Origin of the sequence: Phytoactinopolyspora halotolerans (assembly GCF_010550675.1) — a bacterium.
GTDB classification, from domain to species: Bacteria; Actinomycetota; Actinomycetes; order Jiangellales; family Jiangellaceae; genus Phytoactinopolyspora; species Phytoactinopolyspora halotolerans.
The window spans coordinates 272,198-292,912 of sequence record NZ_JAAGOA010000001.1; the positions used below are offsets into that span (position 1 = coordinate 272,198).

The following is a 20,715-nucleotide window of genomic DNA, read 5'->3' on the forward strand; positions in this document are numbered from 1 at the left end:
CTGCGGAGATACGGACAGGCTCCATGGTCACCGCGGTGCTCGGTCAGCGAAGCTCGTCGCGCAGCATACCCATGATGAGCGTGTCGTACCGCTCGCCGTCCCACAGCAGCGCGTCACGCATCCGGCCCTCCCGAACGAAACCGCACTTCTCGTAGGACCGGATGGCACGCTCGTTGAACGAGAAGACCTCGAGCCTCACCCGGTGCAGGCCTATGGCGTCGAATGCGTACTTCAGAATGAGCCGGGTGGCTTCCGGGCCGAGTCCCCGGCCGAGGTGCTCCGAGTTCAACGCGATCCGGAAACCGGCCGACTCGTTGTCGCCGTCGATCTCGTTCAGGCTGAGCTCACCCAGGTACTCGCCGGTCTGGCGGTCTTCGACCACCAGATCTATGCGATCCGTCTGTTCGGCACGCGTCGCACACCAGCGTTCGATTTGGGCGCGGGTGAAAACAGCGTGGGTGCCGGTGAGCCGGAGGACCTCTGCGTCCTGGAGTGACTGGTAGGTCGCGTCGGCATGGCGTGGCCCAAGAGGGACCAGTTCGACGCGCTCACCGGTGAGCGTGGGTTTGGCGACGATGGCCTCGGTGTTGATCACCAGACATGAGTAACACGTCGGGCCGGACGTGGCGAGTGAATTCGTCCGAAGCCGATTAGCGGGCGCCGACCGGGCACAATAAAGGCATGAACGACGGCCCATTGGGACGGCTGCGGCGACTCTGCCTGGCATTGCCCGAAACCAACGAACGGATGAGCCACGGTGAACCGGCGTGGTTCGTGCGGGACAAGAAGCTGTTCGTCATGTACGCCGATCACCACCACGACGACCGGCTCGCCTTCTGGTGCGCCGCACCCCAGGGCGCGCAGGAGGAGTTGGTCAGCTCGGATGCCGCACGGTTCTTCCGGCCACCGTATGTAGGTCATCGAGGTTGGCTCGGCGTGTATCTGGATGTCGAGGTGGACTGGCAGGAGATCGCGGAGTTGGTGAACGATGCCTACCGCGCCGTCGCGCCGAAGACGCTGGCCGCGAGACTCGACACTGCCGGCTGACGGTCACGGCAAGCTTCTGGAGATCCGTCGCGGAACTGGACTGTTCATCGACGCCCCGCAGGAGGGGTGATGCGCGCGGCTGGACAGCCAAGCCTGCAGAGCGGCGCGTAGGCTGATGGTGTGGATCAAGAAGACCGCCTGGCCGTGTTTCTCGACTACGAGAACCTGGCCCTTGGCGCCCGCGAACATCTCGGTGGCATGCAGTTCGAGTTCCGGCCGATCGCCGACGCGCTCGCCGAGCGAGGCCGGCTGGTGTTCCGCCGGGCCTACGCGGACTGGTCCTTCTTCGATGAGGACCGCCGGATGCTGACCCGAGCGCACGTGGAACTGATCGAGATGCCGCAGCGCATGGGCGGGTCACGGAAGAACGCCGCGGACATCAAGATGGCCATCGACGCTGTGGAGATGGCCTTCGAACGCGACTACATCTCCACGTTCGTCATCTGTACCGGTGACAGCGACTTCACGCCGCTGGTGCACAAGCTCCGGGAACTCAACAAGCGCGTCATCGGGGTCGGTGTGGAGCAGTCGACGGCGAGGCTGTTGCCGCCCGCATGTGACGAGTTCCTGTATTACGACCGGCTGGAGGGCATCGAGATCCCGGCGAAGAGCACCGAGCGGCGCCGCGCTCCGCAGGCAGCGGCCCGTCCCGCCCCGGAACCCGCGGCCACGGAGGCCGACACGGAGGCGGAAGCGAAGGCAGCGGCCGAAGCAGAGGCGGAAGCGGAAGCCGAAGCCGGGGCGACCGAAGCCGGAGACGTCGACTCTCTTGCCGTCGTCGTCGCCCAGACGGTGGCCGGGCTGCAACAGAGCACGAGCGGCCAGGTGAACGCCTCGACCCTGAAACGCACGCTGCTGCGCAAGGACCCCACATTCAACGAACTCGACTACGGGTTCCGCGCCTTCGGGGAGTTGCTCCGTCATCTGGCGGAGCGGAACGTCGTGGAGCTGGCCGAAGGGCCGGCGAAGGGGGATCCGGAGGTGTCGCTTCCGGAGCACGGCGATCGCGAGGATGCGTTCAAGCTGTTGCGCGCTGTCCTGTCAGATCACGGCGACGGCTCGGCTGCGCTGTCCGGCCTGAAGAACCTGCTGCGCAAGGTCCGGCCGGCGTTCAGCGAGAAGAAGCTCGGCTATCGCAGCTTCCTTCAGTTCTGCAAGGCGGCGGAGACCAGCGGCGCGGTCCAACTGACCTGGGATCCCAAGCTCGACGACTACGTACTCACGGTCCGGCCGGACCGCTGACCGGTATTCGGACCCGTCGCCTCCCAGCGCCCCACCTAAATGATCATGTGAAGTGGGTTTTCTCGTGCACTACCATGCCTGCAGACCTGTTGAGGCACGAGAAAGCCCACTTCACATGATCATTTAGGGCGGGTGGGTTATAGGGCGGCGTCGAGTTGGCCGAGGCGCTGGATGAGCTGGAGGTTCTCCCGGTAGTCGACGGGGCAGTTGATGATCGAGACGCCGTCGTCATCCAGCGCGGCACGCAGCGTCGGCAGCAGCTCGTCGGCGGTGCTGATCTGGTAACCCTTGGCACCGAAGCTCTCCGCATAACGCACGACGTCAGGGTTGGTGAACGCCGTGTTGCTGTGTTCGCCCATTTCCATCTGCATTTTCCACTCAATGAGGCCGTAGCCGTTGTCCTCCCAGATCAGCACCGTAAGCGGGATACCCTCCCGGACCGCGGTCTCGATCTCCTGGGAATGCATCAGCCACGCACCGTCGCCGACGACGGCGAGCACCTTGGCCTCGGGACGGGCGAGCGCAACCGCCAGCGCGCCTGGAAGGGCGAACCCCATCGTGGATAGGCCGTTGGAGATCAGGCAGGTGTTCGGTGCGTAGGTCGGGTAGAGCCGTGCCATCCACATCTTCACCGCACCGGTGTCCACCAGAGCGATGTCCTCACGTCCCAGTGCCGCTCGCGTATCGGCGACGATGCGTTGCGGTGTCAACGGGTACCGGTCGTCGCGCCGCCCGCTCTCCAGTTCCTCGGCCAGCAGCGTGTTGGACGGGGTCGGCTCCGCGGGCGGGCAGCCGTGGTCTCCCAGCTCGGTGAGGAGCGCGTCGAGCGACGCGCTGATGTCGGCGATGATCCCGACGTCCACCGAGTAGTGCGCGTCCACCTCCGCGGGGAATCGGTGCACGTGGATGATCTGCTTGTCGCCGTCCGGGTTGACACGTTCCGGGTCGAACTCCTGCAGTTCGTAGCCGACGGAGATGATTACGTCGGCCTTCTCGAAGCCGAAGTTCGCATAGTCGCGAGTCATGAAGCCGATGGTTCCGACCGAGTTGGGGTGGTCGTCCGGGAAGACGCCCTTGCCGTGGAACGTCGTGGCGACGGGAACTCCAAGCGACTCCGCGAAGCGGACCAGTGCGTGGGCGGCGTGACCCCGCGCCGCGCCGTGTCCGGCCAGGACGATCGGCTGCCGCGCGCCTCGGATCACCTCGGCGGCCCGCTGGACCTGGTTCGACGACGGAGCCTCCGGCCGGACGACGTTGCGCGGCAGCGGCGCGAGATCCGGGCTCGCCGCGGCGTCGTCGACGTCCTCGGGCACCGCCAGGTACACCGCGCCGGGCCGTTCGGTCTCGGCGGTCTTGAAGGCCTTCCGGACGATCTCGGGAATCGCCTCGGGACTGGGGACGGCGGCCGACCACTTGGTGATCGGCTGGAACATGCTGACCAGGTCGACGAACTGGTGCGACTCCTTGTAGTTGCGGTCGCGCCCCACCTGGGCGGAGATGGCGACCAGCGGCGTGCTGTTCGTCATCGCGTCGGCGACGCCTAGCTGGAGGTTGATCGCGCCAGGCCCCAGCGTCGCGGAGACGACCCCGGCGGAGCCGGTCACCCGCCCGTACATCTCGGCCATGAACGACGCCGCCTGCTCGTGCCGGGTGAGCACGTACCGGATGCCGGACCGCTCGAGCGCCTGCGTGAGGTAGATGTTCTCCTCGCCGGGGATGCCGAAGACAATGGTGACGCCTTCGTTCTCCAGGCACCGGACGAGCAGTTCGGCCGCGCCGGCCGATTCGACGGGTTGGGTCATGATCGCCTCACAGTGTCGTACCCGATGGGCTGAGCCGGCGGGCGCTCCTATACGGCGCCCGCCGACTCGGCCGATCAGTTCGGTCGCGTCCCTGCAACCGTATCGGGGACTGGATTCGGTGCGGGTATGACCTCGGTCGGCACGATCTCGGACGCGGACACCGAGTCGGACGCGGACGACGACGCCGACGTGGGTTGCGGGTCCCGCACCTGCTCATCGGCCGAGGTGTCCACTTCTGCGTCCGTAGGCCGCTGATGCGGAGGCAGGTGGCGCAGCAGGACGGCCATCAGCCCGGACACCACCACCATCAGTGCCGCACTCACCACCGCAACGGTGTGGAAGCCCGCGGTGAAGGCGGCCTGGGCGGCATCGAGCAACGGCTCGGCGACGCCGGTGGGCAGCTCACCGGTCGCGGACACGGCCCCGGCCAGGGTGTCGCGTGACGCGTCGGCTGCAGCGTCGGGCGTTCCGGGCGGGACCGTACCGGACAACTGGTTGCGGTAGACGGCGACGCCGATGCTGCCCAGGATCGCCAGCCCGAGCGCGCCGCCGAACTCCTGGCTGGTCTCCGACACCGCCGACGCCGCACCCGCACGCTCCGGCGGCGTAGCGCCGATGATCAGATCGGTGCCCAGCGCCGCGGCCGGTGCGAAACCGCCGGCCATCAGCGACGCCCCGGTGATGAGCGGAGCGATACTGCCCTCGGCGTCGACCAGCAGGAACGACGCGACTCCGACGGCACCCAGGGCCAGACCGGTCGCGATCAGGAAGGCCGGCCGGATGTGCCGGACCAGGACGGGAGCCAGCATCATCCCGATCATGCCCGCCACGGTCGACGGCAGTACCCACAGCCCGGCCCGCCACGGCGAGAGCCCGTACACCAACTGCAGGTACTGCATGACGAAGAGGTTGAGCCCCATCATCACGAACACGGCCGCCGTCATGGCGCCGAGCGAGACGCTGAACGAGGGGTTGCGGAACAGTTCGACGTCGATCAGCGGGTCGTCCAGCCGTCGCTGGCGACGGAGGAACCCGACGCCGACGACGATCCCCGCCGCGATCGTGACGACGGGCACGACCGCCCAGCCGTCCTTGGCCAGCTCCTTGATCCCGTAAATGACCGGCAGCGTCGTCGCGAGCAACAGCAACGCGCTGACCAGGTCCAGGCGGCCTGCGTCGGCGCTGCGGTACTCGGGCAGCAGGAAGGGGCCGACCACGAGCAGTAGCACCATGACCGGCACACCCAGCAGGAAGACCGACCCCCACCAGAAGTTGTCCAGCAGCGCGCCGCCGACCAGCGGTCCGATCGACCCGCCGACCATGAAGCTCATCGCCCACACCGAGATCGCCGTCGTGCGCTGTTGCGGGTCGAGGAACATATTGCGGATCAGTGACAGCGTCGACGGCATCAGCGTCGCGCCCGCCACGCCCAGCAGCGCCCGGGTCGCGATGAGCATCTCGGGACTCGTGGAATAGGCGGCCAGCACGGACGCGATGCCGAACGCGGCGGAGCCGATGAACAGTAACCGGCGTCGCCCGATCCGGTCACCGAGGCTTCCCATGGTGATCAGGAAGCCCGCGATGAGGAACCCGTAGATGTCGGTGATCCAGAGCAGCTGTGTGCTGCTGGGCTGCAGGTCGGCGCTCAGGTGCGGCACGGCGAGATGCAACACCGTGAGATCCATGATGACGAGCATGGCCGGAAGTGCGAGGACGGCCAGCCCGATCCATTCTCGAACCCCGGCCCGGGGTGGCGCGGTCGTGGTCATCCTGAGGGTCCTCTCTGTACGTGGGAGCCGTCGGTGCGACGACCCGAGAAGAACCGTAGAAACTCAACCAAAGTTGAGGTCAATTGCGTGCGACGATCATCACACCAGCTCGGACGCCGACCAGCGCATCGGCTCAGGCGCGGGCCGGCCGCATCGGCTCAGGCGCGGGACCACGGCGGTTCGGGTGCCGTCGAACCACACCGGCAGCGCGCCGGGCGGCTCAACGGGACCAGTGGATCTGGGTGTCCGGCCGGTAGCTGCAGGCGATCCCGGTGGACACCGAGGAGCGCAGGTGTTCGGCGAGCTCTGGGTGCCGATCGTCCAATCGGCGCAGCGTATCGCGTATCCGGGCGGTGACCGTCTTCCGCGAACGCTCCGCCTGATCACCGAGGTGACGGGTGCGCCCGCCCAGCCCCGCCGCGGTGCGCAGCTCCTCCAGCAGCGCGTCACGCTCTCGGTCCAGCTCGTCCGCGCGTACGTCATCCCCGCGGTCCACCGCCCGCTCGATCTCGCCGTTCAGCTGGGCGAGCCGGCGACGGTACTGCTCCTTGGCGGTGTCGTCCAGCACCGGGTCACCGCCGAGCCGGCGTCCGGCCAGCGCCTCGGCGTCGCCGCCGGCGGTCAGCAGCTCGGAGGCGAGGATCTCCGAACCCGGGTTGCTCAACAGCACGTGCAGGTCACGTAGCCCTTTCGCGTCCGGCAGATGCACAGTCCGGCCGGCGAACGTCAGCGTCCAGACCGCCCCATCGAACCGGAACTCGTTGCTGCCGGCGTCCCCGGGTGCGGCTCCGGCCGCGGCCCGATCGGGCGCGGGGTGGATGGCCTCACTCCGGCGGTCCACAGCACCGTCGGAAGCCTGCGCCGGGTGGCTGGAATCGAGCTCGGCATCGGACTCGACCGGCTCCGTGGCCGCCGTCAGTTCGCCGAGGGTTGCGGTGGCGCGCCCGCGTAGCTCCTCGTCGCCGAGATGGTCGGCGAGTTCGACGACGGCGTCCAGCCGCTGCCGCGCCGCGTCGGCGTCACCGATCCGGCGGTACTGGTCGGCCAGGGCGAGCAACACCGACGCCCGGCTGCGCGGCTCGTCGTCGGCGACCAGCTCCAATGCGCGCTGGTAGTGCGTGCTCGCCTCCTCCGACGCCAGCCGGCAGGCGGCCTCCCGGCCGGCCGCGAGCAGGTACCGCATCGCTTCTCGCACCGGCACGTCAGGCACCGCATGGTAGGCGTGGTAAGCCAAGTGCGCCGGCTCGGTCTTCCCGCCGTCCCGCGCCTGCAGCGCGCGGACCACGTCGGCGTGTCCCCGCCGGCGTCGCTCGGGATCGAGCCCGTCGTACAGGATCTCCCTCACCAGATCGTGCGCGAACCGGAACCGTCCCGACTCCAGCGGAACGACCAGCCGCGTCAGCGCCGCCTGCTGCAGAAGCTGGTGTGCCTCGGCGGCCGGCATGCCGGAGACGGAGGCCAACACTTGCCGGTGGAACTCCGGTCCGATGACCGCGGCATCGGCCAGCATCTCCACCACCGCCTTCGGCAGGTAGGAGAGGTGCCGATCGACGGCGTCACGCAGGCTGGGCGGGGCGGTCTCGAGCGTCCCACCGATCAGCCACAGCCGCGCCATCTGCTCCACGAAAAGCGGGTTCCCGCCGGTGCGGCGGTGTATCTGTGCCGCCAGCTCGTCGTCCGGCTGCTCCCCCGTCACCTGCGTGACGAGGGCAGCGACACCGGGCTCGTCCAGGCCGGTCAGGGTGATGGTGGTGGCCTTCATCTCCAGCGGTCGCAGCAGCTCGCGCAGCGGATGGTCCGGCGTCTCCACCTCGACGTCGCGATAGGTCCCGACGACGAGCACCCGCTCGAACCAGGTGTGCCGGACCACGAAGTCCAACATCTGCAGCGACGACGAGTCGGCCCAGTGCAGGTCGTCCAGCGCCACGATCAGCGGATGCCGCCGCGCGATGGTGGACAGCAGCGTGGTGACCGAATCACACAGCCGGAACGCCGCGTCGTCCAGATCGCCCATGGGCGGCGGCTCGGAGATGTCGCCCACCAGAAAGGTCAGTCCGTCGCCGGCGGAGCGCACCGCCGCCGCCCATTCGGCAGGGTCGACCTGGCGCTCCAGGCTGCGCACCGCCTGAACCCAGGGCCAGTAGCCGGGTGCGCCTTCGCGATCCCAGCAGGTGCCGCCGACCACCAGGGCGCCCTGCCGGTCGGCGTCATGCAACACCTGGGCCACCAGCGTGGTCTTTCCGACGCCCGGCTCTCCCGCGACCAGCACGAAGCCGCCATGGCTGCCCAGCGTGCGCTGCACCTCGGCACGGAGCAGCTGGGCCGGGCGCTCGCGCCCGATGAGCGCAGGTGTCACGTTCGCATCCCCTGTGTGTCCGGCGTCGGCGGTCCCGCGATCCGGCGCGCTGGATCGAATCTCGCGGCCGCGAGACGAGGACTAGCGCCTATGCGGATGAGAACACGTTACCGGAGGTACTGATGGACACGATCGTCACCGGTGAGACCACCGGCGGTGGGAGGACGGCGCGGATCGGCGAACCGCCGCTACGCACGGCGGTCATTGTCGGAAGCACCCGGGAGGGACGGGCCGGCGAGTCGATCGCGCGATGGCTCGTCGGCCACGCCGAGGAGGACGAACGCCTCGACGTGGATGTCGTCGATCTCGCCGACTTCTCCTTCCCGAGCCGCTATCCCCGCCGGCCGGCGCCGGCCATGACCGAGTTCGCGTCCCGGGTGGAACGTGCCGACGCCTTCGTCGTCGTGACCCCGGAGTACAACCACGGCTATCCGGCGTCATTGAAGCAGGCGATCGACTACGGCTGCGACGAGTGGTTCGCCAAGCCCGCCGGATTCGTCGCATACGGCATGAGCGGCCGCGGTCTGCGCGCCGTGGAGCAGCTCCGCCAGGTCTTCACCTCGCTGCACATGGTCACCGTGCCGGACGTGGTCAGCTTCGACCTGTTCGACGGGAGCGTCGTCGACGGACGGCCGCGGGATGCGGAGGCTGCCGAGATGGCCGCGCGCCGGATGCTCGACCAGCTCGCGTGGTGGGCGCATGCGTTGCGCGCCGCGCGCGCCGCCCACGCCTACGCCGCCTGACGTTCCGGCTCGGGCGGCCACACCGACACCCACACAACTCACTCACCACCTGGAGGAAAGAATGATCCACGCGCAGAACCTGACCCGCCGATTCCAGCTGAAGAACGAGACGGTCGAGGCGGTGCGCGGCATCGATATCGACATCGCCCCCGGCGAGATCGTCGCGTTCCTCGGACCGAACGGCGCCGGCAAGAGTACGACGTTGCGGATGCTCACCACGTTGCTGCCGCCCAGCGACGGCACCGCCACCGTGGCCGGTTTCGATGTCCGCCGTGACCCGGTCGAGGTGCGCCGACGCATCGGCCACATCGGGCAGGGCAACGGTTCCTTCGACGGCCTGCGCGTCAGCGAGGAGCTGTACACGCAGGGCCGGTTCTACGGCCTGGACCGCGGCACCGCCCGGGCGCGGGCGGCCGAGCTGCTGGATCAGCTCGACCTGTCCGAGCAGGCCGAGCGCGACGTCGCCCGCCTCTCGGGAGGGCAGCGGAGGCGTCTGGACATCGCGATGGGACTTATCCACCGGCCCGGGCTCGTCTTCCTGGACGAGCCGTCGTCCGGCCTGGACCCGCAGAGCCGGGCCAACCTGCTGGATCACATCCGGCGGCTGCACCGGGACGAGGACGTGACCATCGTGCTCACGACCCACTACCTCGACGAGGCGGATGCTGTCGCGGAGCGGGTGATCGTCATCGACCACGGCACGATCATCGCCGACGGCACACCGGACCAGCTCAAGTCCAAGGTCTCAGGCGACCTCATCACCGTGACCCTGCAGGATCCCGGCCAAGCGTCGGCGGCGGTCGACGTGGCGCACCGGATCCCCACCGCGCACGAGATCCAGCCGCAATCAGACGGCGTGGCCTTCCGCGTGGAACACGGTGACATCGCGATGCCGGAGCTGGTCCGGGCGCTCGACCGCGCCGGCCTCGCCATGAGCGGTGTTCAGGTGCAGCGGCCCACGCTCGACGACGTCTTCCTGAACCTGACCGGCCGGAGCCTCCGCGAGGAGGACTAGCGCCGCGCACCCCCCTTCGTCAAGACGACTTTGGGGCCCTCCAGCACCACAAACTCGCATCCATTCGAAAGGACGAATCCCATGACACTACTCAACTCGACCAGCTCGGTACTCGACCGGGAGCTACGTGCCAAGCTCCGTACGCCGTGGCCGTACATCGAAGCCCTGGCCGACCCCCTGCTCCTGCTCATCCTGTTCGCGCCGCTGGTGGCCGGGCTCGGCGACGTGCCGGGTCTGCCGAGCACGGATACCGTGCAATGGTTCGTGCCCGGCATGTTGGTGCTGATGACCTTCACCACCAGCGCGTTCATCGGCTCTGGCCTGCAGGAGGAACGCCAGGCCGGCTCGTTCGAACGGATGTTGGTCACCCCCGTCAACCGGGCAGCGTTGCTACTGGGGCGGGTGCTCCGGGTGGTGACCATCGTCGCCGTGCAGGCCGTCGTCGTGATCGCGGCCACCGTGCCGTTCGGACTGAAGCTGCACCCGGACGGAATCCTGGTGGCGATCGTCCAGCTCGCAGTGCTCGCCGCCGCGCTCGGCATCGCCTCGCTCGTCACCGGGCTGGTGTTGAAGAACGCGTACGCCTTCTGGGGCGTGATCGCGATCTTCTACACCCCGATCATCGTCACCTCCGGCGCGCTGCTGCCGATGGATCTGGCACCGGACTGGCTGTTCGCGATATCCCGGATCAACCCGCTCGCGCACGTCGTCGAGGCACAGCGCCACCTGTTCATCGGCGACCTCGCCGACCCCTCGATCGTGCTCGGCTTCGTCGTCGCCCTCGCGGTCGCCGCCATCGGCCTCGCAATCGGCACCCGCGCCATGAACCGCATCCGCCTCTGATTCAGGCGAACCGAGGCAGCGCGAGACGAAGCGCGCAGACCAAAAGAGGTGGGGAGGGAGAATTCCCCGGCCAGGGTAGGCTCGGGCGTCGGCCTGTGAGGAGCTCCGCGACGATCTGGCCGCGGGCGGGGCCGGGGAATTCTCCCTGCCCACCGGTTCTGGGGCGGAACGGCGTGGCGTTCGCCGTCGGTGGGCGACGATCTGGCGGCGGCACCGCAGGCCATTGTCAGCCGTTCGGCTTCACCAGGCCGGTCTGATAGGCGACGACGACGGCCTGCACGCGATCCCGTGAACCGAGCTTGGCGAGGATGCGGCCGACGTGCGTCTTCACCGTCGCCTCGGAGACCACGAAGAGTCTGGCGATCTCTGAGTTGGAGAGCCCGTGCGCCATCTGGACGAGGACCTCACGCTCGCGCTCGGTCAGCGTGTCGAGCACCTCGGCGCCCGCTTCGGGTTCTTCTTCACGCAGCATCGGTGCGACGTGATTGAGCAGCCGCCGGGTGGTGCTCGGCGCGATGACGGCATCACCGCGGTACACGGTGCGGACCGCGCCGAGCAGTTCCTCCGGCGGCGCGTCCTTGAGCAGAAACCCGCTGGCGCCGGCCTTGATGGCGGCCAGCGCGTACTCGTCCAGATCGAACGTGGTCAGGACGATCACCTTGGGTGCCGGCGCGTAGCGGGCATCGCCCAGCAGATGTCGCGTGGTGTCGATGCCGTCCAGCCGCGGCATCCGCACATCCATCAGCACCACGTCGCAACCGGTCACGCTCAGCTTCTGCAGCGCCTCGGCACCGTTGTCCGCTTCGGCGACGAGCTCCAGGTCGGGCTGCGAGTTGATCACCATGCCCAGACCGGCGCGGACGAGTTGCTGGTCATCGACGAGGGCCACCCGGATCGGTCCGGTGCGTGGCGACGCGTCGGCCGAGCCGTCGCCGTCGTCGTCGCCGCCGGGGTGGCCGGCTGGGGGTATCGAGGCTTCCGTCACCGTCGCATTCTCTCTCCACTCGGGTAGGGAAGGTGGGCGCGAACCGCGAATCCGCCGCCCGGGACGGGTCCGGCCTGCAGCTTGCCGCCGTACAGGGCGGCGCGCTCGGTCATGCCGGGAATGCCGTGTCCGGATCCGCCCTGCGGCTCGTCCTTGAGCGCGCTGTCCGCGGCCGCACCGCGCCCGTCGTCGACGACGGCGATCATCAACCCGGCCGGCGTCCAGTCCAGCCGGACGTCGGCGCGCGCATCCGGACCGGCGTGCTTCATGACGTTGGTCAGCGCCTCCTGGACGATGCGGTAGGCGGTCAGCCCCACTCCGGAGGAGACCTCGCGGGGCTCGCCCATGGTAGTGAACCCGACGTCCAGTCCGCTGTCCCGGACCGCGGCGATGAGTTCTTCCATCTCCGCCAGACCCGGCGTCGGCGCACGGGAGGCGCCGTCGTCGGTACGCAACACACCGAGCAGCTGGCGCATGTCGGTCAGGGCGGCGCGGCCGGTCTGCGAGATGGTTTCGCAGGCCCGGACCGCGGCCTTCGGGTCGCTGTCGCTCGCGTACCGCCCACCGTCCGCCTGCGCGATCACGATCGACAGCGAATGTGCCACCACATCGTGCATCTCGCGGGCGATCCGCGCCCGCTCGTCGGCAGCGGCCAGCCGAGCCTCCTGCTCCCGTTCCACCTCGAGGCGCCGCGCGCGATCGCGTAGCGCCTCGAGCTGCTGCCGACGGACGCGCTGCAGGTCACCGAGCGCCCATGCGGCCAGCACCAGAGCAGTGATGCCGACGAACACGATCAAGACGTCGTCGACGAAGGTGAAGTACCGGACGCCCACCATGAGCGCGCCGGCCATCCCGAGCGCCAGCCCGCCGCGGCTGGCCCAGCGGGGCGCGTACGCGGCCAGGCCGTGCAACGCGACCAGGACCCCGATCTGGGCACCCTGGATCGGCAGAGCGAGGGCCCACTGCACGATGGCGGTGGCTGCGACCAGGCCGCCGCACCACACCGGTCGCACGCGCCGCAGCGCCAGTGGCAGTGTCAGCCCGGCCGTGACCACCGGCGCGCCGACCGTCGCAAGCAGGCGATCAAGGCCCGTGCTGACCGCCCACAGGGCGGACGAACCGGCGGACATGAATTGCGGATCGATGAGGACCGGCCAGCCGGTAAGGCCGACGAGCACGAAAAGAGTCAGCGCGAACGCGGAGTCGACGACCAGCGGATGGTCCCGCAGCCACAGGTAGATCCGGTCACGTCGGCGCACAGCGTTCGACCATACGCGGTGCGCCACGTTCAGGTGGCGAAATGGCGTCCATGCCACCCAATGGTCAGCGCGACCCTGCCGTTCCGGCGTCATCCCGTGGGGTGACATGAGGGCGCGCGCGTACGGCGACGGACTGATCCGGATCTGAGCCCGCACGCCGACGCCGGGGCGCCCGCTGCCTGCCTACTGTCTCCTTGACCTTGGAAAACAGGAGGAACTCATGTCCATATCGGCGACGTCCGGCACAGGGGTCCACCAGGACACCACCGGCGATCGGCGGCACGCCATCACCGCGATGAGCGTGACCAAAATCTACGGCGACGGTGACACGGCGGTCCGTGCGCTGCACGAGGTCGACATCGCCTTCGAGGCCGGCCGCTTCAGCGCCATCATGGGGCCGTCAGGCTCGGGGAAGTCGACGCTGATGCACTGTCTCGCAGGTCTGGATACCGTGACGTCGGGGCGGATCTGGCTGGGCAGCACCGAGCTGACCGAACTCGGTGACCATGCCCTGACCCTGCTGCGCCGGGAGCGTGTCGGCTTCGTCTTTCAGTCGTTCAACCTGCTGCCGATGTTGACCGCGCGGCAGAACATCGAGCTGCCGCTGGAGCTGGCCGGGGCGCGGGTGGATCGGGCCTGGCTCGACGAACTTGCCGACACGTTGGGCATCGCCGACCGGCTGGGCCATCTGCCGTCGCAGATGTCCGGGGGGCAGCAGCAGCGGGTGGCGATCGCGCGTGCACTGATCACCCGGCCGGATGTCGTCTTCGCCGACGAGCCCACCGGGAACCTCGACTCGCGCGCAGGCGCGCAAGTGCTCGACTTTCTGCGGCGCAGCGCCCGAGAGCTCGGGCAGACCGTCGTGATGGTCACGCATGATCCGGTGGCCGCCTCGTATGCGCAGCGAGTCGTGCTGCTCGCCGACGGGGGGCTGGCCGGCGAGATCATCGACCCGACCGCGGAGCGGGTGATGACCGCGTTGGATCAATTGCGCACGTCGGCTGACGGCGAGGTGGAGCGGTAAATGCTGCGCACCACGGTAAGGCAGATGCGCGCGCACCTGGGCCGGCTGATCGCGGCCGGGGTGGCGATCACCATCGCGAGCGCGTTCGTGACGGCCACATTGCTCAGCACCGGCGTGATCGAGCGGACGGTGCACAATGCGGTGCTGACCGCGTACGGGGGCGCGGACGTCATCGTCGACGGTCCGGACATCCCGGCGGATGCTCTTGACGACGTCCGCTCGATACCGGAGGTAGCCGGAGCCGACGGTCGGGTGATGGCTCCGGTGACGCTGCGCACCGGCGCGCGTTCCGATTACCAGGCCGCGGCGCCGATACCCGGAACGCCCGAGCTTCAGATTGAATTGTCCGACGGCGCGTTCCCGGACCAGCCCGGGGAGATCGTGGTGTCCGAGCCGACGGCGAAGCGACTCGATCTCGACGTCGGATCGTCAGTCCAGGTCGGGTTCGACTCGTGGACACCGGACGGTGGTTGGGCCGAGGAGAGCACGACGGTCACCGTCTCCGGGATATCCGTCGACCCGGGAGCCGCGTTCGACTCGGACATCCCGGGCGTGCTGGCCGACGTCGCGGACGTGCGGGACTGGTCCACGCCGGGCGACGACGGCATGACCTACGAAAAGCTGATGGTGGTCGGCGACGCGAACGTGTCCGACGCGGAGCTGGTCGAGAGGGTGCGTCCGGCGCTGGACCAGGTGAACGCCGAGGTGCTGACCGCGGACGAGTACGCCCGGGAGGTGACCGCGGAGTTCACGTCGGGGACCTACCTGCTCAGTGCCGTGCTCGCCGGGTTCGGCGCGGTCGCGCTGTTCGCCGCGGGGATGGTCATCTCGAATACGTTCGCCGTCCTGGTGGCGCAGCGCACCCGGAACCTGGCTCTGCTGCGCTGTGTGGGTGCCACCCGGCGACAGGTGCACCGCGGGGTCCTCGCGGAAGCCACGCTGACCGGCGCTGTGGCGTCGCTGCTGGGATTGGGCGCGGGATTGGGGCTTGCGCAAGCCGCGGTGGCCGTGTTGAACCAGGTGTCCGGTGCCTCATGGCTACCGGACAGCGTGCCGGTGCCGCTCATCGCCGTGGTGGTGCCGCTCGTGACCGGCACCGGCGTGACCGTGCTCGCCGCGCTCTCGCCCGCGCGGGCCGCGACCCGGGTGGCGCCGCTGGCGGCATTGCGGCCGCTGCTGCCGCCGGCGTTCCGGTCCAAGGCCTCGCGCCGTCGTATCGCGATCACCACTGCGCTGCTCTTGACCGGTGGCGCGTTGCTGGCGCTGGGCACCGTCATGGCGTCCGGCGGAGCGAGCGTGGGGTTGGCGCTGGCCACCGGCATGCTCGGCGGTGCGGTGTCGTTCCTGGGCGTGGTGGTCGGCGCGGTGGTGATCGTGCCACCCGCGGTGGCCGCGCTGGGGCGTCTGTTCGCCCGGGTGGGCGGCGTGCCGGCTCGGATGGCGGCCGCGAACAGCGTGCGGCACCCGCGCCGGACCGCATCGACGGCTGCCGCCTTGCTCATCGGGGTCACCTTGGTGGCGATGATGTCGGTGGGTGCGGCGTCGACCCAGGCCACGCTCGACGACGAACTCGACCAGCGATATGCGGTCGACATCTCGGTGGGTCAGGAACCGGTCTGGCCCGGGATGGGCGAGCTCCGCGCCGAACCGGAGTTGTCCCGGGCAGCCGCGGAGGCGGCGGGCGGGATCAGTGGCGTGACCGGCATGGTCGCGCTGCATGGTGTCCGCGCCACGGTGGCACCGGTCGGCGCGGGCGAGACAGCCGAGACGGCCGGAACGGATGTGAGTGTGCACGGACTCGATCCGGACGCCGCCCGCAGAGTGGTGCGTTCGGAGTCCAGCCTCAGCGAGCTGGCATCCGGGACGGCGGTCGTGCCGACGAGCATCGCCGACGACCTCCGGGTGAGTACGGGCGACACGATCACGGTGAGCAGCGGCGACACGCGTGGTTCCGGGGGTACGGCCGGCACAGACGGCACGGGCGGCTCGTCGATCGAGCTCGACGTCGCCGTCGCCCCCGTGCCGGATTCGGCGGTGCTCGTCACCGAGCAGGACCTGTGGGCACTGGACACGCAGCCCCCGCTCACCCGGGTGTGGCTGGGGCTGTCGGAGACGGCCGACCCCGGTGTGGTGATCCGCGACGTGCAGGACGCGGTGAGCCTGGCGGTGGGGTCGGATCAGTCGGTTCCGGTGGACGGGGCGGCCGCGGAGCGCGCGGAGATCTCGGACGTGCTGGACACCATGCTGGCCGTGGTCACCGGTCTGCTCGCGGTCGCGGTGCTGATCGCGCTGATCGGTGTGAGCAACACGCTGTCGTTGTCCGTGATCGAGCGCACCAGGGAATCGGCCACGATGCGGGCGCTCGGCCTGACCCGGCGGCAGCTCCGATCGATGCTGGCGCTCGAAGGTGTGCTGGTGGCACTGGCCGGAGCCATCTTGGGGATCGGGCTCGGTCTGGTCTACGGGTGGCTGGGCACGGCGACGACGCTCGGCGCCGTGTGGGAGACACAGCTCACCGTGCCGTGGGCCAGGCTCGCGGCGATCGTGGTGATCGCGATCCTGGCCGGCCTGGTGGCGAGCGCACTTCCCGGGCGCCGGGCCGCGAAGGCGGCTCCGGTCGCGGCGCTCGCGGCGGAGTGACCATCCAGGCGTGGTGATGGTGGGGTCGCAGCCGTCACGGGCGCGACCCCACCGCCACGAACCGGTCGATGTGCGCGTGTACCGGGTGCCCTACTCGTCGTCGGAGGGCACGTCTTCGTTGAAGGAGATGGTCGGCGGCTCCTCGTCGCCGTCCTCGGAATCGTCGACGGCGTTGTCGGCGTCCGGGGAGCCCTCGTCCTCCGGCGCGTCCGTCGGCGGCTCCTGATCGGTGGCGCGCAGCTCGAGGGCGTTCCCGCTCTCCGGCGTCAGGGTCAGGACGTCACCGCTGATCTCGATGGTCGCCTCGCCCTCCAGCGCGCCGAGCATCGCCTGGTCGATCTCTCCGCGCTCTCCGGTGCATGCCTTGGTGGTGGCGATCACCTGGCTGAAGGTGACCGTGCCGGCCTCCTCGTCGACCTCGGCATCTCCACCGAAGCTGTTGCATCCGGTGTTGCCGGACACCTCGCCGTCTTCGATCACGAACATCGCCTCGGCCGGGGGATCCGACGGCAGGTCGTCGACGGAGGCGACGTTGTGCAGTTTCCAGGTGGTGCCCACCACCGGGACGCCTTCCGTCTCCGACCCGGAGCCGTTGTCCTCGGGGACGACTGTGGTGTCGTCGTCTTCGCCGTTTCCACACGCAGTCAGAGCGACGGATGTGGCAACCGCCGCAACCATAAGTCCAAGTCGTCTCATGTCCTTGAGACGTACCCCGGGCGCGTCCCGTTCCATCGGATTTGCGCGCATCGCCGGCTCGATCATGGACTCGTCAGCGGCGGCCCAGCACGCGCGTGACCGCGGCTCCGATCGTGGTGGCCAAGACCGCACCCATCAACATCAATCCGTAGGCGACGAACAGGTCGGTGCTGCGCGGATCCCAGGCGGCCTGCTGACCCAGCCGGATCACCGGGATCAGCAGGTCGATGGTGTAGCCGAACGGGTTGTAGGTCGGGTGTGCGTCCGCTTCGATCGGTTCGATCTCGCGCCCGGAGAAGTAGAGGGTGCCCAGCGCGACCAAGCCCGCGAACCAGAATGCGGCGAGCCCGGGGCGGTAGCCGTATCCGACCGTGACGTCCTGGAGGTATCCCCAGGCCTTCATCAGCCACTGTCCGAAGGATCTGCGTCCGAGCAGGTCACGACGGTGCCGATGGCGGGCGAGCAGTACCGTCCGGGCAGCGGCGTCGTCGCCGACCCGCCGGTAGTGCGCGGCGAGTTGTTCGTATGCCTGGTGCTGGTAGCCGGTGGGGTCGCGACGGAGCCAGGCCAGCGCGGTTGCCACGTCGGCACCGCCAGGATCGTCGAAACTGAGCCCGGAGAGCAGCACGGTGGTGGTGTCCGAGGGGTCGAGGACCAACGTGCGGATCACGGCGTCGCGGAGGTCCACGGCACACTCGCCTTGCGGGAGGTCGACGGAGCCGGCGCTGACCGCGGACAGGTCGATGTCCATGGGCCCGGCGAGCGCACGCGGTGCGGCGACCTCGACGCCGTCCAGCGAGAGCCGGCGGGCGATCTCCGCCTCACGGATCGCGATCAACGGCCGGTTCTCGCCGCGCACGGAGAGGCCGCTGCAGATCAGGTCTCCGCTCACCTTGCTGCGCGCCAGCACGAGGATGCCGGAGACGGCGAGGTCGGACAGCCGTATCACCCCGCAGGTGAGGTCGGACGCGGCGATGGCGGTACTGTTCCCGGCATCGATCGTCGCCTCCTTCACGCTCACCCCGGAGGCGAACACCGAATCGCTGAGCCGGACCGCCCCGTGGAAGGTCCCGCCGTCGATCAGCAGGTCGTCCGCGGTGGTCTGCAGCGCGCTGAACACCACAGGACCGTCGGCCGACTCCACGCCGTCGCCGGTGAAGGTGGAGCCGGTCACGACGATGCGGCGACGGACCCGAGCCTGATCGAGGCCGGCGGTGCCGGTGACCGTGGTGCGCCGGAGCGACACCTTCCCCCCGACGTCGATACCGGTGCAGTCCAGCGCATGGTGGCCGGGGGTGCGGAGTACGCCACCGTCGAGAATGACGTCCCCGCCCACGGTGGCGTCCCGGAAGATGACCCTGCCGTCCGCCCAGAACGAGCCGGCGTTGGCCGAGTACGGGTCGTCTCCGGCGACAAGGTCTCCGCGGATCTGAGCCCGGGATGCGATCAGCGCGTTGGCCTGCGGGTTGGCGATTCGAGCGCCGGTCAGCACGAGGCTGTCGGTGGTGATCGCGGTGAGCCGGACCGCGCCGGCGGCTTTCAGGCCTCGTGCGGTCAGCCGGCCGTCCACCCGGAGCCCGATCGCGTCGATGACGATCCCGCGGCCTTCTACCTGGGCGTGCCGGAGCAGGACATCGCTGCGAACCCGGGCCCGGAAGAGGCGCAGTCTGCCGACGACGCGGACTCCGTCCATCGCCAGGCTCTTGCCGATGTCGGCATGGGAGAGATCGATGTCGCCGTTGGCCTGGAAGGTGTCCCCGAAGGTCAGTCGGCCGCCGACGACGATCCGGGACGCACTGAGCGACGCCGCCCGGCCGCCGTCGAGGTTGGCGCCGGTGAGAACCATCATGGTCCCGACCCGGAGCCCGTAGGCGTTGACGGTGCCTTCGTTCCGCATACCTTCGCAGTTGAGCTCGCGCCGGACCGTCGCGGACTGAAGGTTGACCGACCAGGCGTCGTGTGGCCAGCTGATCCGGGTGTCGGAGAGCCGGATGTAGGTCGCCTCGGCCTCGTCGAGCGCGAGCTGTCCCGTGAAGGAGGCGGCGTCGGCGACGATGTTGGTGATGTGCGCACCGCTGGCGACGAGGGCTCGGCCGCCGGTGTCGTGCACGCTGAGCCCGCGCAGTGCCAGCGTGTCGCGGATCAGGCTGCGCGGCAATGAGATCCCGCCGTGCGCCCGGGCTCCCTGCTCGATTTCGAACCGGTCCGCGCGGACGTCGCCGGCCGACAGGGCGTATCCGCCCGGGCAGGCGAGCACCGCACGGTTGAACGAGATCGTGCCGGTGATGGTGGCATGCCGGAGGTCGAGCGTGCCGGTACAGCGCATCCCGTCGCCTGCCAGACCGGCCGCCTTGAGCCGTTTGGCGTCGAGTGCTGTGCCGTTGCCGTTGCGGATGACGGCGTCGGTCATGTCGATCCTGCCGTCGACGGACGACGCCCCGGAGAAGATGATCGCGCCGCGAGCGCGCATTCCGGCCATGCCGAGCCGCCCGCCCACCACGAACCGTTCCGCGGTCAGCGCCTCCCCACTGGTGGCGAACATCCTGGTGCGGTCGAAGAGCAGGTTGCCCCAGACGTTGAAGTTGTGCGCCCGGAACGGCGTCTCCGTCGTCACGAACCGCGTGTCCTCGAACGACATCGAGCGATGGATGCGGGTGTCGGCGATGACGGTGGTGCCGACGTGGCAGTCGCGCACCGTCAGGCCACCCTCGATGTCGATCGACTCGGTCCGCAGGCTGGGCAACCGGCATCGCACCAGCTCGATGCCGACGGCGGTGAGCTCGGAGAACCCCACGGACTCGTCGATCCAGCACAGATCCAGCCGCAGTGGACGTCCCAGCCGTCCGTAGCGGAACCGCATGTCGCCGGTGATGCGGGCACCGACCAGCCGGACCGCGGCGCCGTACGCCGCGGTGCCGTCGCGCAGCAGCTCGGCGAGGAAGTCGGCGCGGACGGTGCGTTCCTCGGACCAGACGGCGCCGTCGCGGGTCGACCGGGGATCGATGTCCAGGCCGAGGATGGCCTCGTCGCCCTGTTCCACGGCGTCGCGCAGCAGTTTCTCGGCGGTGGTGAGCCTCTCGCGCGGCACGCGGTCCTCCCCGTTGTCGGCCATCCCGGCTGCGTGGCAACCGCTTCCCGCGGTCTGACCCGCGCAACCTGTACTGAGAATCCCCGACCTGCCCCGGATGATCAAGGCCCAGCGGACGCGGAACGCGTCACTTGCAAAAGTTACCCGCCGGTAGCATCATGGGGGGTTACTGGCGAGTAACCAACATCGGCGGCCTTCACGGAGGA

At 69.3% G+C, this 20,715-nt stretch carries 15 protein-coding genes; 7 read left to right on the top strand and 8 right to left on the bottom strand.

The features are described from left to right. Nucleotides 1-43 precede the first annotated feature (43 nt). Nucleotides 44-595 (bottom strand): GNAT family N-acetyltransferase, encoded by a 552-nt coding sequence (locus G1H10_RS01245; protein WP_163731483.1) that lies wholly within the window; start codon nucleotides 593-595, stop codon nucleotides 44-46. A gap of 86 nt (nucleotides 596-681) precedes the next feature. Between G1H10_RS01245 and G1H10_RS01250 the strand changes: the two genes are divergently transcribed. Together G1H10_RS01250 and G1H10_RS01255 are read left to right on the top strand one after the other, a co-directional pair. Then, entirely contained in the window at nucleotides 682-1,047 is a 366-nt protein-coding gene (locus G1H10_RS01250) for an MmcQ/YjbR family DNA-binding protein (RefSeq protein WP_163731487.1), read from the top strand. Between the two features lie 120 nt (nucleotides 1,048-1,167). After that, complete coding sequence (locus G1H10_RS01255; RefSeq protein WP_163731489.1) at nucleotides 1,168-2,289, top strand: NYN domain-containing protein; 1,122 nt, start codon at nucleotides 1,168-1,170, stop codon at nucleotides 2,287-2,289. A gap of 137 nt (nucleotides 2,290-2,426) precedes the next feature. On the opposite strand, the gene G1H10_RS01260 is transcribed toward G1H10_RS01255, so the two are convergent. From G1H10_RS01260 to G1H10_RS01270, 3 genes are all read right to left on the bottom strand, one after another. Continuing rightward, the gene (locus tag G1H10_RS01260; protein WP_163731492.1) at nucleotides 2,427-4,091 is read right to left on the bottom strand and encodes an acetolactate synthase large subunit; all 1,665 of its coding nucleotides are present in this window, start codon (nucleotides 4,089-4,091) and stop codon (nucleotides 2,427-2,429) included. A 74-nt stretch (nucleotides 4,092-4,165) separates the two neighbouring features. Then, on the bottom strand, nucleotides 4,166-5,860 hold the full coding sequence (locus G1H10_RS01265; protein WP_163731495.1) for an MFS transporter: 1,695 nt from the start codon (nucleotides 5,858-5,860) through the stop codon (nucleotides 4,166-4,168). A 220-nt stretch (nucleotides 5,861-6,080) separates the two neighbouring features. Then, nucleotides 6,081-8,216: an ATP-binding protein gene (locus G1H10_RS01270; protein WP_163731498.1), complete on the bottom strand. Its 2,136-nt coding sequence runs from the start codon at nucleotides 8,214-8,216 to the stop codon at nucleotides 6,081-6,083. A 122-nt stretch (nucleotides 8,217-8,338) separates the two neighbouring features. Here G1H10_RS01270 and G1H10_RS01275 point away from each other — a divergent pair, with 122 nt between their 5' ends. From G1H10_RS01275 to G1H10_RS01285, 3 genes are all read left to right on the top strand, one after another. After that, nucleotides 8,339-8,959 carry an NADPH-dependent FMN reductase gene (locus G1H10_RS01275; RefSeq protein ID WP_163731503.1) on the top strand — a complete coding sequence of 207 codons (621 nt, stop codon included), beginning with the start codon at nucleotides 8,339-8,341 and terminating at the stop codon, nucleotides 8,957-8,959. A gap of 61 nt (nucleotides 8,960-9,020) precedes the next feature. Further along, a complete protein-coding gene (locus G1H10_RS01280) occupies nucleotides 9,021-9,974 on the top strand; it encodes an ATP-binding cassette domain-containing protein (protein WP_163731506.1) in 954 nt (317 codons plus the stop codon). 81 nt (nucleotides 9,975-10,055) lie between these two features. Beyond that, complete coding sequence (locus G1H10_RS01285) at nucleotides 10,056-10,817, top strand: ABC transporter permease (RefSeq protein ID WP_163731508.1); 762 nt, start codon at nucleotides 10,056-10,058, stop codon at nucleotides 10,815-10,817. 226 nt (nucleotides 10,818-11,043) lie between these two features. On the opposite strand, the gene G1H10_RS34350 is transcribed toward G1H10_RS01285, so the two are convergent. Next, nucleotides 11,044-11,706: a response regulator gene (locus G1H10_RS34350; protein ID WP_163732060.1), complete on the bottom strand. Its 663-nt coding sequence runs from the start codon at nucleotides 11,704-11,706 to the stop codon at nucleotides 11,044-11,046. 92 nt (nucleotides 11,707-11,798) lie between these two features. Next, nucleotides 11,799-13,061 (bottom strand): sensor histidine kinase, encoded by a 1,263-nt coding sequence (locus G1H10_RS32665; RefSeq protein ID WP_216852769.1) that lies wholly within the window; start codon nucleotides 13,059-13,061, stop codon nucleotides 11,799-11,801. 220 nt (nucleotides 13,062-13,281) lie between these two features. Between G1H10_RS32665 and G1H10_RS01300 the strand changes: the two genes are divergently transcribed. Further along, a complete protein-coding gene (locus tag G1H10_RS01300) occupies nucleotides 13,282-14,085 on the top strand; it encodes an ABC transporter ATP-binding protein (protein ID WP_163731511.1) in 804 nt (267 codons plus the stop codon). Further along, complete coding sequence (locus G1H10_RS01305) at nucleotides 14,086-16,725, top strand: ABC transporter permease (RefSeq protein ID WP_163731513.1); 2,640 nt, start codon at nucleotides 14,086-14,088, stop codon at nucleotides 16,723-16,725. It abuts the gene before it with no gap. Between the two features lie 90 nt (nucleotides 16,726-16,815). Here the strand turns inward: G1H10_RS01305 and G1H10_RS01310 are convergent, their stop codons facing one another. Together G1H10_RS01310 and G1H10_RS01315 are read right to left on the bottom strand one after the other, a co-directional pair. Next, entirely contained in the window at nucleotides 16,816-17,403 is a 588-nt protein-coding gene (locus G1H10_RS01310) for an META domain-containing protein (RefSeq protein WP_163731516.1), read from the bottom strand. Nucleotides 17,404-17,494: 91 nt separating this feature from the next. Beyond that, complete coding sequence (locus G1H10_RS01315) at nucleotides 17,495-20,509, bottom strand: hypothetical protein (protein ID WP_163731519.1); 3,015 nt, start codon at nucleotides 20,507-20,509, stop codon at nucleotides 17,495-17,497. Between the last annotated feature and the right edge of the window lie 206 nt (nucleotides 20,510-20,715).

What these genes read in the sequence shown, in the direction of transcription:
- G1H10_RS01305 (WP_163731513.1), top strand. Translation starts at nt 14,086, where the DNA reads ATGCTGCGCACCACGGTAAGGCAGATGCGCGCGCACCTGGGCCGGCTG.
- G1H10_RS01260 (WP_163731492.1), bottom strand. Translation starts at nt 4,091, where the DNA reads ATGACCCAACCCGTCGAATCGGCCGGCGCGGCCGAACTGCTCGTCCGG.
- G1H10_RS01265 (WP_163731495.1), bottom strand. Translation starts at nt 5,860, where the DNA reads ATGACCACGACCGCGCCACCCCGGGCCGGGGTTCGAGAATGGATCGGG.
- G1H10_RS01310 (WP_163731516.1), bottom strand. Translation starts at nt 17,403, where the DNA reads ATGGTTGCGGCGGTTGCCACATCCGTCGCTCTGACTGCGTGTGGAAAC.
- G1H10_RS01250 (WP_163731487.1), top strand. Translation starts at nt 682, where the DNA reads ATGAACGACGGCCCATTGGGACGGCTGCGGCGACTCTGCCTGGCATTG.
- G1H10_RS01280 (WP_163731506.1), top strand. Translation starts at nt 9,021, where the DNA reads ATGATCCACGCGCAGAACCTGACCCGCCGATTCCAGCTGAAGAACGAG.
- G1H10_RS01275 (WP_163731503.1), top strand. Translation starts at nt 8,339, where the DNA reads ATGGACACGATCGTCACCGGTGAGACCACCGGCGGTGGGAGGACGGCG.
- G1H10_RS01285 (WP_163731508.1), top strand. Translation starts at nt 10,056, where the DNA reads ATGACACTACTCAACTCGACCAGCTCGGTACTCGACCGGGAGCTACGT.
- G1H10_RS01300 (WP_163731511.1), top strand. Translation starts at nt 13,282, where the DNA reads ATGTCCATATCGGCGACGTCCGGCACAGGGGTCCACCAGGACACCACC.